Raw genomic sequence first — 13,281 nt, forward strand, 5'->3', positions numbered from 1 at the left:
GGCGTTGGTCCCGGAGCCCGCCACCGACCAGTTGACGGCGCTGGTCCCGGTGAGGTCGCCGGAGCGGGTCAGGGTGTAGACGAAGGCGGTCGATCCGGTGTCGCCCTCCGCGTGCGAGACGCTGGTCGGGGAGATCGAGAGCGTGGTGCTCGTGCTGACGGCGTTCGACTGGTACACCCGGACGTAATCGATCTGGTATTGACCGGGAAAATTGGTCGTAGCGTCAGGAGCTCCGCCCCAAGTCCCGCCGACCGCCAGGTTCATCAGCATGTACATCGGCACGTCGTCTTCGGGAGCCGTGTTCGCGACGCCCATCACGTGACCGTCGAAATAGAAGGTGATCTTGTCCGGCTCCCAATCGACGCCGTAGCGATGGAAGCCGGTCGACATGTCGGCAACCGTGTTGTTGAAAGGCGCGTCGAAGCTGACGTCGGCCGTGTGCGAGAACTGCCAGAGCGAGGTGGTGTTGCTTCCCAGCACCTCGAAGATGTCGATCTCGGGGCGGTTCGAATTATCGGTGGGCAGGAGCCAGAAGGCCGGCCAGAAGCCCTGACCTGCCGGCAACTTGGCGCTTATCTCGAAGTATCCGTATAGCTGAGAGAAGGAGAATTGAGACGTCAGAACACCCGACGTATAATGATAGTTATCGATGAAGGGCTGAATTGACGGATCTGCCGGCGCAGCGGTAAGCGTGAGGATGCCGTTGGATACCGCCCAGGGCTTGACGCTAGTAGTATTCGGGTTCGATGCGTTTATGTACCATTCGAGCTCGCCGTTGCCACTGAACGTCGCGACATCGCTGCCATTGAAATTGTAATTCGTGTACCAGCCTGATGTCCCGTTCCACAGAGACAGACTATTGAACTCATCGTCGAACGTAAGCTTAGCAGTTCCGGCGAGATTGTTCGGATCAATAGCCACCTTAGATCCCTCGAAGACGGGCAAGCCCCGAGCCGCCCGCACTCTCCGCTGTACGAAATCTCACCGGATGTGCAAGCGCTGCTATCCGGAAAAAACTATCTCTGCGGTAGGTATGTTCCAGCCCAAGAGACCTTTTTCCGCCGCGGTCGCACTGTGCGGCAGTCCGGAATGATCTGATGTCGGGGGTATTTGCCGGCTTCACCCGCAGGAATTCCGCGCAATCCGGAGTTATCGCGACAGAACTTGCTGTGTAATCGAGGTCGATTGCTGCCTAGATTCCGTCTTGGCTAGTCTTCCATGGATCGGCTGACGAGAGACTGGAACTGCGCCGTAAATGCTGCGTTCTAGCTCGATCTGCCAATGGCGTGCAGGTCTTCCCCGATGTTCAAACTGACAAGGCGCGATGCCTTCGGAGCCTTGGCCGCCTGGCCGCTCGCCGGGCCGCTCTGTGCGGATGCGGCCACGTTGCCGCCGCTCAGGGCGAGCTTCGTGGAGACCTTCGCCGGGCCCGTGAGTTTCTATGATCGGCGGAGCCGGTCCGGCCGCTGGAAGACCAACTACTGGTTCGGCGATCAGAACGACGCCTCCAGCCGGTCGCTTCCGGCTGAAAAGGAGATCTACGTCGACCGGGAGTTCTGCGGGATAAATCCGTTCGTCAGGTCGAGCGAGGGCCTCAGGATCGTCGCGGCCAAGAACCCGAACGTCGCGGATCCGCGGCTGTTCAGTCCCTACACGGGGCGCAAGACACCGCTTCCCTACACCTCCGGGCTCATCACGACGGAGGCGTCCTTCCGTCAGCAGTACGGCTACTTCGAAGCCGAGATGAGCTTTCCCCAGGTGCGCGGCTGCTGGCCGGCCTTTTGGCTTCTGGGGCCGCCCGACGGCCCCCACGCCGGCGACGAGATCGACGTGGTCGAATGGGTGGCCTCGAACCCCCATCGGCTGTTCTTCAACGCCCACTATGCGGGCAAGGCCGAAGCCGTCTGGGTGGATGGGTACGATACGGCGCGACCGCACAAGTACGGCATCCTGTGGACGCCCCAGGAGCTCGTCTGGTTCGTGGACGGAGCCTCGGTGCATAGGCGGCCAAACCCGGGCCTGCACCAACCCATGTACATGCTGATCAATCTGGCGATCGGCGGTTGGGACAACAATCTCCCGGAAGACCCGAACGGCTTCCCGGCGAGCTTGCTGGTCTCGTCGGTCAAGGCCTACCGTCCGGCCGACTAAGGCGTCAGCCCCCCTGCAGCACGGCGACTCCCACGGGGCGCCTTCGAGCCTGGCCGTAGGGCGTTTGACCGGCGCTCGAGAAACCCGCGTATCCCCTGGCGTCGACGCGGGTCAGGACCGCGCCTACGATCGGGGCGCCGCTCTCGTAGAGGATCTGCGCGGCAGCCTGGGCGGCTCGCAGGGGCGTGCGGTCCCAGCGTACGCCCAGCAAGACCTGGTCGGCCTTGCCCGCGACCACCCGGGCGTCAGCGACGCCCAGAACAGGCGGCGTGTCGAGGAGCACGTAATCGAAGTCTTCTCGGAGGCGCTCGAAGAGGCGTTCGGTCTCCGGGTGTGCGAACAGATCTTCCGGAACCGCGTTCGGGCTTGCGGGAAGCACCCAAAGGCCGCTCGCCGCATCGAGACGCAAAGCCTCGGCCAGCGGAACCGAGCCGTCGGCGACCTGGACGACGCCTCGGTCGGCTTCGCCGAGGCGCCTTGTCAGGCCCCGCCGCCTCAGGTCGCAATCGACGACGACCACCCGCTTTCCGGACAGCGCCATCGCGCGGCCCAGGCAACAGCAGCTCAGACTCTTGCCCTCCCCGGGGATCGCCGAGGTGAATGCGATGATCCTTCCTCCGCCAGACGGCCCCGGCCGCAACGCGACGAAGGCGTGCAGATGGCGGAAACTCTCCGCGAAGCTCGAGAACGGCTCGCGGACCAGGTAGTCCTCGGGCGGCTGTGAGCGGCCCCGGGCGGCGGCCCTGACGGATGCGAGCTCGGGCAATACGCCGGCGACCTGCATCGCAAGCTCTCGCTCCACGTCCGCGCGGCTGCGCAGCGTGCGGTCCCACACTTCGGCGACGATCATTGCCGCGGCTGCGCCCAGCGCGCCGAGCACCAGCGCAAACAGCGACATGTCGAGCATGTTGGGGGAGGAGGGGCTGTGGGGTGGGTCGGCGACGGCCACAATCCTGGCGTCGGTCTGCGGCATGTCGCGCCCCGCCGCAATCTCACCGATCCGCTTGAGATAGGCGGCGTAGAGCTCCTTGGCCGAGGTCGCCTTCTGCTCGAGCGAGAACAGGTCCGGCTCGGCCCGGTCGCGCGCCGCCAGCGCGCCCTCGATGGCTCCGCGGCTGGCGGCCAGAGACGAGACGCGACCGTTCGCGGCCTGCGCCTCGGCGCGGAGGCTGGAGAGGACGCGCCTGGTCTCCTGCTGAATCGCGGCGCGGATGTCGTTCAGCTGCGCCTGCGCGCGCTTCACTTCCGGGTATTCCGGCTTGAAGTCGGCCTCCAGCTGCGCCAGCCGGATGCTGACCTCCGCCTCCTTCTTGCGCAGAACGTACATCGCCGGCGAGGTCGTGGAGGCTCCGACGTTGTCGAGGGATCCGCCGGGCCCCGCCTGGCGGAGCGCCGCGTCCAGCGATGCGCGCCGTTCCGCCGCGTCGGCCTGCGCCTTGGCGACCTCCTGGCTCAGCAGCGAGGCTTCCTGCTCGGCGGCGATGGTGTCGTCCGTGCCGTAGAGGCCATGCGCGTTCTTGTATTCCGCCAGGTTCTGTTCGGCTGCCTCGACCTGTCGCCGCATGGTCTCCAGGCCGCTCCTGACGCCCTCGTCGGCGTGTTCGAAGGTCGCGACCTTCGCCTTCACCTTCTGGTCGAGGAAGACCTGGAGCAGCCCGTTGGCCAGCCTGGCGGCCTTGAGGGGCGAGCGTGACGAAAATCCGACGGAGATCAGCGGAGCCTTGGTGTCGCGATCGACGGTGATCCTGTCCCTGACGCGCTGGACGATGCGCTCGAACGCGAGCGCATCGGGCTTGCGATCGCTCGCGCGCGCCGCCGGATTGAACTCGGGATCGCGATCCAGCGCATAGCGGCGGACCAGGTCCTCGGCCGCGGCCCTGGAGCCGATCGTCTCGACATCGGTGTCGAGCAGGTTCACCTCGACCTTCCCGTCGGGCTGGGAGGGTTGGATCGCCGTCAGATTGGCCTGCCTGGGGTCGACGAGGAGTTGTCCGTAGGCCGTGAACAGCGGGGGTCGCGTGGCGGCATAGGCAAGGACGAGCGCGATCAGCGCGACGCCGACGCCAAGGCCCAGGCCTGCCCGTCGCCACGCCGTGGCGACGACGCTGCGAAATTCGATGCGGCCCGGATCCTCCGCCCGCCTCTGCGCCCCGGGCCGCACGCGCAATTCGTGCGCTGAGGAAGTGAAATTGTTCATGCCAGTCGCCTCGGCGGGACCGCGCGCGGAGCCGTCGGGTTTGCGGCATGCCGCCCGGCGCGGGGGGCGAGCTGGGAGAGGGCGGCGGCGCGCGCGCGGCTCAGCAGGCGTGCAGCGCCGGCGGGCCGATGAACGGCGAAACGCGGCGCTCGGATCGCCAGGAAGCTGACCAACAGCAGGATCTGAATGACGCTCACCGGGTTGAGCAGGAAGCCTCCGGTGAAGTTGAAGGCGACGAACAAGGCCAGGGCCAGCGGGGCGTTCGCGGTCCCCAGCATGCAGGTCCCCATCGCCGCCAGGAACAGGACGCCGGGAAGCGCCCCGTACTCCACCATCACCTTGGCGATGGGCCAGAGGCTCACGCCGTTTTCGATGGCGTTTCCCGCCCCCAGTCCGGTGACCAGATGCGCCGGATCGGCGAAGACGCCGCTCAGCTGGTGCAGAGGGGCCACGAGCCGCTGAAAGCCGCTGCTGTTCCGCAGACCGAGCTCGGCGAAACGTCCGGTGAGGTGCTCGAGCAGGCCGGAGTAGTAGGCGGTGACGATCCCGAGGGCCCCGGCCGCCGCGGCAAGGACGACCGCTCGGCCCCTGCGCGCCAGCATCAAGGGCGCTCCGGCGATCAGCACCATGAGGATGCCGGTGGCCGCGACCGTTCCGAGAAGCGCCCCGCCATAGACCAGCACCCGCGACATGCGGTGGAAGAACATCAGCTCGATCAGAAGGGCCGCCGCCAGGAACGAGGACGCAAACGACGGCTCGAGGAAGAAGAAGCCATTCGGCCGAATGAAGGCGTCGCCCCAGGCGATCGGCGGTGCGTAGTTGAACCCCTGCAGCAGCAGAAATTTCGGAACGAACTTTTCGAGGCTGGGGAGGTCGCCGAGGCCGAACGCAGCCTGCGACGCGAGTTGCACGAACACCATGGCCGCGCCGATCAGCATCGCGTCCTGGAACACGCTCATCAGCCGCAGGTGCTGCTGAGCCGTGACCTTCCATACCAGAACGAAGGGCGAGTACAGCAGCAGCAGTTCCAGATAACTCAGCAACGATATCGGACGGTTGGCGATGACCTGGCTGATCGTCGCCGTTGCAAAGAACACGCCTACCATCAGCAGCCTGGGGTAGGACACGTGAAGCCGGCTGGTCAGCAGCATGTAAGCCAACCAGCCGTAGAGCGTGACCAAGGGCAGGCTGATCGGCGCCCCGGGAATCGGAAGCACGAACTTCTGCAGCAGCACGAGCACGACGATCTGGGCGGCGAAGCCCCAATAGGCCAAGTCGCGCCGGACGAGATCCTGCGGGTGCGCCGCCGGAACGTACGGAATTGCGTGCGCGGCGTCAGTCACGTTCCCCCCTTCCGGGCGGCAGCTATGCCTTCACCGCATTCAACGGCGCAGAGGCGAGTTGGTTCGCGCACCGTCTAGATCAGCAGCGCTTCGCCCAAGGGCGCCAGGCAGCGCTCCCAATCGTAGCGCTCCAGACACGCGGCTTTGAATATTCTGAAGCGCTCGATCCTCTGGTCGTCGGGCGAGCCGAGCCAGTCCTGGATGAGATCCGCCATTTCCTTCTTGGACCTGACGAAGCGGACGAACTCCTCCGCATGCGGCAGGCCGGCGAATTCGTCGCGAAGGTCGCACAGGCTCAGCACCACGCAGTTGCCGGCGACGTATTCCACCGCCTTGAGCTTGAATCCGCCAAGGAACCGATCGCTCACAATGCCGAAGCGCACCCCCAGACCCCAGTCAATGGCGCGCGTGGCGATCACCTTCTCGTGGCGTCGAAGGATTTCCGCCGCGGCCGTGTCGCGCACGAGGATGGGAACCGGCAGCGACGGCCGTTCCGCCGCCAGGCGCCTGAGGTCCCGGCGCTTGCGCCACCACCCGTACGAGCCGGTGACGACGGCCTCTGGTCTCAGCGTCGCCGAGGGCGAAAGCGGCGTCTGTGGCGGCGCACCCGGCGGAGCGACAGAGACCTCCGGGCGCTCGATGCCGAGCGCTCGCAGGCCCGCGAGGTCCGCCTGGGATATGCACAGCAGCCGGGCCGAAAGGTCGCCGTACCAGCGCCGTTCGAACCGCGCCGCCCCCGGCTGCAGAATGCGCGCCGCCCAGCTGTGGTCCGTCTTGGCGATCAGCGAGTGCAGGTTCTGCGTGAAATATACTTTCCGGATGCCCGCCAGCGCGGGCTCGTCGCCGAGCGGGAAGGCGCCTTCGTGGGCGAACAGCACCAGATCGAAGCGCCGCTTCGCCAGGGCCGCGCGCAGGGCCCGGCGGTTTTGCGCGCCGTCATACCGCGCCGCTTCCGGAGGCGCGCCGCGCGCGACATTCCACAGCTGACCTGCCCGACCGATCGGCGGCAGCTCGAGGACCTCGATCGACACTCGGGCCGAGACGTATTCGGCCCACCGGCGATAGACGATGGTATCGCCGCCGTTGGCGTCCCGGCTGGCGGCCGGTCGGACGAAGAGACAGCTTCGGTTCGACCGCGCCGGGCGGGCCGGCCAGGCCTCGGCGGTCGGGGGCGTCCGTGGCGCGACCGCGTTCATGCGCCCACGTCCTCGCCCACCACCGTGACGAGGCGATCGCCTTCCGCAAGCATGCCCGCCTGGCCCTTGAGCTCCGCATCGACCATCAACCGCGCCAGATCGCGAGCCGTGGTTTTCGCACGCCAGTCCAGGAGACGCTCGGCCTTCGAAGGATCGCCCACCAGGCTGAGCGGCTCCGCCGGACGGATGAGCCGATCGTCGGTCAGGACGTGGGCCTTCCAATCCAGGCCCGCGTGCTCGAATGCGTAGCTGAGGAACTCGGCCACCGAGGTCGGCCTGCCGGTGGCGAGCACGACGTCAGTCGGTTCGTTCAACTGCATGATCCGCCACATCGCCTCCACGTATTCCGGGGCATATCCCCAGTCGCGAGTGGTATCGAGCCGGCCGAGGCGAAGCTTCGCCTCAGGAAACCGACGGATTTCGGCCACGGCGCGCGCGATCTTCCTTGTCACGAAAGCCGGACTCCGGCGCTCGGATTCATGATTGTAGCAAATCGCACTGCAGGCGAATAAGTGGAAGGATTCCCGATATACTTTCGTCATCTGGACCGCAAACGCCTTGGCTACGCCATACGGCGACACGGGAGCGACCGGCGTGGTTTCATCCTGCGGCGACACCGCGGGGCGTCCGAAGATCTCACTGCTGCCCATGTTCAGGAATCGGGGCGACGGATCGAGGTCGCGGATGATTTCCAGCAACCGCAGCGTGCCCATGGCGGTGAAGTCGCACGTCGACTCGGGCGTCTCGAAGCTCAGGCCCACATGAGATTGGCCAGCGAAGTGGTAGATCTCGTCCGGATGTGCGTGCAAAATGATCCGGCGGAGGTTGGTGGTGTCTTCAAGATCGCAATAGTGCAGGAAGAACTGTCGATCATGCATTCTGAGATCGGAAGTTATGTGGTCCAATCTGGGACGGTCAATATTGCTCGACCGCCGCACGACGCCATGAACAACATAGCCTTTTCGCAGCAGCAAATCGGTGAGATACGAACCGTCTTGTCCGCTGACACCGGTGATGAAGGCTGTCTTCATTGAGAGCTGAACTGAAAGTCCATAAGGCGAAAGCTGGGGAGACCGCAGCGGAGCTCGGCCCTCCGCAAACCGCTCATCCTGGGAATTCCCAACGGCCAAGGTTGGTTCCTCGGCGGAGACCGACGAGCTGAATCGGCCCGAAACGGCCGACGAGGCCTGTTCGGTCGCCGGCGGACCCTGATCGCTAGAGCATCCCGGGGTGACGAACTTGCGCCGCCGCCGGAGGAGCTCCGGCGGCGGCTCTGGAAATCGTGATCGAGCACGGCCGGCATTCGCGAGCGGAATCAGGCTGCGGCGATATAGTAATTCTTGAAGTAGCCATAATAATCGCTCGAGTCGCCATAACCGTACCGCGCCTGATCCTTCACATTCACCTTGGTGAGCAGGGCGCCAGCGACATTCGCACCGCACTCATGGAGGATGTCGGTCGCCGACTGCGCAGCCCGGATGGGCGTCTTGTTCCATTGGACAAGGTAGAGGACGCGATCGGCCTTCGCGGCGAGGATGCGCGCGTCGGCGACCCCGAGGATCGGCGGGCTGTCGAGGATCACGTAGTCGAAGCGCTCCTGCAGGGTCGCGAACAGCGCGTCGGTCTCCGGTTTCGAGAACAGATCGTAAGGGATCGACTTGCCGGTCGCCCGCAGGACGAAACAGTCGCTCTTCGGATCGTGCACCAGCGCCTGCTCGAGGGAAGCCTTGTCCTGGACCACCTCGACGATGCCGATGTCGCCCTGGCCGATGAGCTTGCTGACCCCGCGTTGGCGCAGGTCGCAATCCACCAGGCAGACCCGTGAGCCGCTCAGCGCGAGCGTCCGGGCGAGGCAGAAGGAGGTCAGGCTCTTGCCTTCGCGCGGGACCGCAGAGGTCACCGCGATGAGCTTCGCGTTGTCGCCGCGCGTCGAGATGGTCAGGAAGGCGCGCAGGTTGCGGAACGCCTCTGCGAACCCGGAGTAAGGATGGTTGACCAGATACTCCTGCGGCTGCGCGTCGGGTCCGCGAAGGTTCTTCGGCTTCACCGAGCGGAAGTCAGGCAGGACGCCCGCGAAGGGCACCCCGAGCTCCCGCTCGACGTCCAGGCGGCTGCGCAGGTGCTTGTCCCAGAACTCCGCGATCAGCACCGCCGCCGCCGCAGAAATCACCGCCGCGAGGAACGCCAGGAAGACGCCGAGTTGCATATTGGGCGACGATGGCTCGGTCGGCGGCGCGGCCGCGGAATTGACCGAAGCATCGGCCTGCTGCAGGCCGCTCTCAGCCGCGATCTGCTTGGCGCGCGTGAGATAGGACTCGTAGATGCCCTTCGCGGCGTCCGCGCGCTGCTGCAGGCCCACGAGGCCGATCATGGCTTCATTGTTCGAAGCCAATCCGCCCTGAGCTTGCCCTCGGCTCGCGAGCAGCGACGATTCCCGCCCGGCCGCCGCCTGGGCCTCGGCTCGCAGGTTGGACAGGATACGATTGATCTCGCTCTGGATCGCTGCGCGGATGTCGTCGAGCTGGGCCTGGGTGCGCTTCACCTCCGGATATTCGGGTTTGAAGTCGGTCTTGAGCTGGGCCAGCTTCACCGAGAGTTCCGCTTCCTGCTTGCGCAGCTCGCGAATGGTGTCGGACCCGAGCGCGGCACCCACGTCGGCGCCGCCGCCGCCGCTGCGCAGCTGTCCGAGCGCGGCTTCCAGCCGGGCCGCCTTCTCGGCATGCTCGGCCTTGGCCGCGGCGATCTGCTGATTCAGCGTGGAGACCTCCTGCTCGGCCATGGTCGCGCCGTCGGCGCTCATCAGACCATGAGCGATCTTGTAGCGCTGCACGTCCGCTTCGGTCCGTTCGGCGTCGGCCCGCATCTTTTCGAGACTCGCGCCGATCTCGCCATTTGCGCGGCTCACGATGGCGATCTTGTCGTCGAGCTGCTTGCGCTGGAACTCGTCCATGTAGGTGTTGGCAATCTGCGCGGCCCGCGCCGGAGACGACGCGCTGAAGCTGACGTTCACGATGTAGGTAGCCTCCGCCCGTCGCACGTGGAGGTGACGGCGGGTCACATCGGCAATCGCCGAGACCAGGCGATCCGTGGGCTGGGCGATCGGCTGCCGGGCGTGGATCAGCCCGAAGAACTGCGGGCGCGCCGAAGGGCTGAACTCGGGATCGTTGTAAAGCTTGAGCCGCCGAACCACACGCTCCGCGAGGGCATGCGAGCGGAGCATCTCGACCTGAGTGTCCACGAGGTCCGTGTCCGCTTGCGGCGTGTTCGCTTGCTGGGGCGTGGCGATGTTGACGCCCTTGGTGTCGACGAGCATCGAGCCAGTCGCCGTATAGGCCGGCGTCTTCAGCGCGAACGCGCCGATGACCACCAGAAAGACCACGGCGCCGACCGCCAGACCGAGCTTGGCGCGTTGGAGCATGATGCCGATGAGCTGGCGCAGGTGCATGCGTTCGGCCGGCTCCCCGGGAGGAAGAGACTGAACCGTGTATCCCGGCGGCTCGTAAGCGACGGTGACCAGATCGTTCATTCTGTTACCTGCATTGTCCCATGAAGCCGATCGAGCCGGCCTGAACGATGAATCTGCGCGGGGCCGCGATCACCACGGCCGGATCAGCATCCCGAGCAGCCCGAGGAACGACCCGCCCTGGAAGTTTTGCATGAACGACTTGGCGCCGGACTGGTCGACCACGACGATGTCGTTGCCGTAGATGGAGGGGTCTTCCGCCTTGCCGGTCCGGATCTGGGCAAGGTCGTAAAAGGCGGAGCGCCGCACGCCCCCCACAGTGCGAAAGATGGCGACGCGATGTTCGTTGGCGAGCCTCGAGTCGACCCCCTTGGCCAGCGCCACGGCCTGCATGAGGCTGGTCGGGCCGGCGAGCGCATAGACGCCCGGCGAGGCGACCGCGCCTTCGACCGTCACCTTTTGACCCTGCGCCTCCTTTACGGCCACGGTGACCTGCGGGTCCTTCATGTAGCTCTTGCGCAGCGCCGCGGCGATGTCGTTCGACAGTTCGGGCGGCGTGCGCCCGAGCGCATTGATCTGGCCGATGAGCGGCAGGAGGATCTTGCCGCCCAGGTCGACCTGGACCGTGTGGCTGAGCTCGGGGAGCTGATTGACGTTGATCTCGAGCGTATCCTGCGGCCCGATCCGGTATTCCGTCGCGCCGGGGGTCACGCGCGACACGTTGTCGGGAGGCGGGAGCAGCGCGGAAGTGGCGAAAACCGGCGTGGCGGAGAAGGCAAGAAGCGTCGCCGCGGCCAGCGAGAACAGACGCCTGCGCATCGTGGGAGAACTCCAAGGACGTGACCAGTGCGGCTTGGAAGCGCCGCCATTGTCTCAACTCCGCAGAGCGCTCGGTGTTCCGCCCGCAACCGGCTCTTGATCGGCGGACGCCGTTGGTCGCTCACGATTGCGGCAAACCTCCGCAGCGCCCGCAACCTCTTCAAATCTCCTGAGTTCTGAAGGATGTCGAGGAGACGGGAATGCAGGAGCCGAAGGCGTTCGCCTATTCGCTGAGCCAGCAGCAAGAAGGCTGGGCTTGGAGCATCTACGACGAGAACGGCGCGACGGTGGCCTGCGGCGCGCATCGGAGCCGTGCAGACGCCGAGGCGGCGGTGGACCGCGCCCTCAGGCGCAATGCGTCGGGCGTGACCGAAGACGCCACAGCCTAGGCTCGTCCACTCACCTGCCACGCGCGCCCATCCGAAGCGAGTGATCGTCCGGCGTCGTCGCGACGACGGATCCGATCGAGAATCCGGGGCGATTGGCGCAACCGCGATGGGTCCCGCAGCAAGCTATCTGGCTGCGGTTTCAAGAGCGTGCGCCAGGGCTGAAGCCGGGCGCGACGCCCACTCCTGGTCCGCGTGATCGGGGCAATCTGTGGCTGCGGGGCCGCACCGCGGAAGATGGTGAAAAAACCCTTGCGGCGCTGAGGAACCCTCAACCGTGGCCGTGGGTTGTCGGGCTGAAATTCCGGCGGAGAGTGGCTCCGCTGACAGCTTCCGAAGTCGTCATGTCAGAAATAGTTTTCAGCAGCGAGGTCCTGCGAAGGGCCCGGCCTCAAACGCGCCAGGTAGCCTTGGATGAAACCCTGACCGAGGCGATGAGCATTCTCGTCGCCCTGGTGGCGCTGATCTTTCTGGCGCCGGTGATGATCGCCGTCGCCATCGCGGTCTTCGCCCAGGACGGCGGGCCGATTCTGTTCGCGCATCGCCGCATCGGCCAGGACGGGCGGCACTTCTACTGCCTGAAATTCCGAACCATGACCGTGGACGCCGAACGGCGGCTAGCCGACCTCCTGGCCAACGATCCTCAAGCCCGCGCGGAGTGGGAGAAGGACCATAAGCTCCGCAGGGATCCGCGGGTGACCAGGCTGGGCGCGTTTCTCAGGCGCTCGAGCCTCGACGAGTTGCCGCAGCTCTTCAACGTTCTGCGCGGCGACATGAGCCTGGTGGGGCCGCGCCCGATCGTCGACGCCGAGATCGCCAAATATGGCCGCCGCTTCCGCCACTACTGCGCGGTCAAGCCGGGGATCACCGGCCTGTGGCAGGTGAGCGGGCGCAGCGAGACCGCCTATCGCACGCGGGTCGCCCTGGACTGCGTCTACGCCCGCGAGCGCAATCTCTTCCTGGACAGCTATATCATCCTTGCGACCGTGCCGGCTGTGCTCAGCCGGCGCGGATCCTACTGAGGCCGAGCCGGGCTAGGGACGCGCGCGCAACACCTTCGCCACCACCGGCGCCAGGCGGGACGCGATGACCCGCACGCCGTGCGCATTGGGATGGATGCCGTCGGCCTGATTGAGCGCCGCGTTGCGCTCCACGCCTTCCAGCAGGTCCGGATAGAGCGCCACGTGGTGGGCGCGGGCGAGGTCCGGGAAAACGGCGTTGAAGTCCCGCGCATAGCCGGCCCCGATCTCGCGAGGCGCCCGGATCCCGCAGAGCACCACGGACACGTGATGCGCCGCCAGGCGGGTGAGGATCTTGTCCAGATTGGCGCGGGTGGCCTTCGGGTCGATGCCCTGCAACAGGTCGTTCCCGCCGAGGGCGACCACCACGACGGAGCTGTCCGGCCGGATCGAGAAGTCGAGGCGTCCCAGGCCGTCGGCGGTGGTGTCGCCGGAGACCCCGGCGCCGCGCACGGTGTTCGGCACGCCGCGGCGCTCAAGGGCGAGGTGCAGCTGGTTGGGCAGTGCGTCGCGGCCGGGCAGGCCTAGCCCCGCGGTGATGGAGTCGCCCAGGATGGTGACCACCTTGCCGCGCGCCGCGAGCGCCCGGACCGGCAGGGCGGCCAGGCCGGCGGCGATCAGGCTTCGGCGGGAGACGCGGTGAGATGTATCGGCCATGCGCCTGCCCTATGTAGGACGCATCTGCCCGTCGCCAACGCCTGAGGCCT

The 13,281-nt window shown here is 66.2% G+C and carries 11 protein-coding genes; 3 read left to right on the forward strand and 8 right to left on the reverse strand.

Annotated features, from left to right (window positions below):
* Positions 1 to 945: glycoside hydrolase family 16 protein (locus VLI41_RS15590; protein ID WP_325269007.1), on the reverse strand; the 945-nt coding region annotated here is incomplete at its 3' end.
* A gap of 393 nt (positions 946 to 1,338) precedes the next feature.
* Here VLI41_RS15590 and VLI41_RS15595 point away from each other — a divergent pair.
* The gene (locus tag VLI41_RS15595; protein WP_325269008.1) at positions 1,339 to 2,151 is read left to right on the forward strand and encodes a glycoside hydrolase family 16 protein; all 813 of its coding nucleotides are present in this window, start codon (positions 1,339 to 1,341) and stop codon (positions 2,149 to 2,151) included.
* A gap of 4 nt (positions 2,152 to 2,155) precedes the next feature.
* Here the strand turns inward: VLI41_RS15595 and VLI41_RS15600 are convergent, their stop codons facing one another.
* The 6 genes from VLI41_RS15600 to VLI41_RS15625 all read right to left on the reverse strand — a co-directional run bounded on the left by VLI41_RS15600 (position 2,156) and on the right by VLI41_RS15625 (position 11,169).
* Entirely contained in the window at positions 2,156 to 4,348 is a 2,193-nt protein-coding gene (locus tag VLI41_RS15600; RefSeq protein ID WP_325269009.1) for a GumC family protein, read from the reverse strand.
* Positions 4,345 to 5,691 carry a hypothetical protein gene (locus VLI41_RS15605; protein ID WP_325269010.1) on the reverse strand — a complete coding sequence of 449 codons (1,347 nt, stop codon included), beginning with the start codon at positions 5,689 to 5,691 and terminating at the stop codon, positions 4,345 to 4,347. Before VLI41_RS15605 ends, VLI41_RS15600 begins: the two co-directional genes overlap by 4 nt.
* A gap of 74 nt (positions 5,692 to 5,765) precedes the next feature.
* On the reverse strand, positions 5,766 to 6,887 hold the full coding sequence (locus VLI41_RS15610; RefSeq protein ID WP_325269011.1) for a glycosyltransferase: 1,122 nt from the start codon (positions 6,885 to 6,887) through the stop codon (positions 5,766 to 5,768).
* Positions 6,884 to 7,918, reverse strand: coding sequence for a GDP-mannose 4,6-dehydratase (locus VLI41_RS15615; RefSeq protein ID WP_325269012.1), 1,035 nt, complete (start codon positions 7,916 to 7,918; stop codon positions 6,884 to 6,886). The genes VLI41_RS15610 and VLI41_RS15615 overlap by 4 nt, the downstream gene beginning before the upstream one ends.
* Before the next feature lie 284 nt (positions 7,919 to 8,202).
* Positions 8,203 to 10,413, reverse strand: coding sequence for a GumC family protein (locus VLI41_RS15620; protein WP_325269013.1), 2,211 nt, complete (start codon positions 10,411 to 10,413; stop codon positions 8,203 to 8,205).
* A gap of 69 nt (positions 10,414 to 10,482) precedes the next feature.
* A complete protein-coding gene (locus VLI41_RS15625) occupies positions 10,483 to 11,169 on the reverse strand; it encodes a polysaccharide biosynthesis/export family protein (protein ID WP_325269014.1) in 687 nt (228 codons plus the stop codon).
* A 200-nt stretch (positions 11,170 to 11,369) separates the two neighbouring features.
* On the opposite strand from VLI41_RS15625, the gene VLI41_RS15630 reads away from it, so the two are divergent.
* Positions 11,370 to 11,558 (forward strand): hypothetical protein, encoded by a 189-nt coding sequence (locus tag VLI41_RS15630; protein WP_325269015.1) that lies wholly within the window; start codon positions 11,370 to 11,372, stop codon positions 11,556 to 11,558.
* Positions 11,559 to 11,965: 407 nt separating this feature from the next.
* On the forward strand, positions 11,966 to 12,577 hold the full coding sequence (locus VLI41_RS15635) for a sugar transferase (protein WP_325269016.1): 612 nt from the start codon (positions 11,966 to 11,968) through the stop codon (positions 12,575 to 12,577).
* A 12-nt stretch (positions 12,578 to 12,589) separates the two neighbouring features.
* Here the strand turns inward: VLI41_RS15635 and VLI41_RS15640 are convergent, their stop codons facing one another.
* Entirely contained in the window at positions 12,590 to 13,231 is a 642-nt protein-coding gene (locus tag VLI41_RS15640; RefSeq protein ID WP_325269017.1) for an arylesterase, read from the reverse strand.
* Between the last annotated feature and the right edge of the window lie 50 nt (positions 13,232 to 13,281).

This window comes from Phenylobacterium sp. (assembly GCF_035475775.1).
GTDB lineage: Bacteria > Pseudomonadota > Alphaproteobacteria > Caulobacterales > Caulobacteraceae > Phenylobacterium.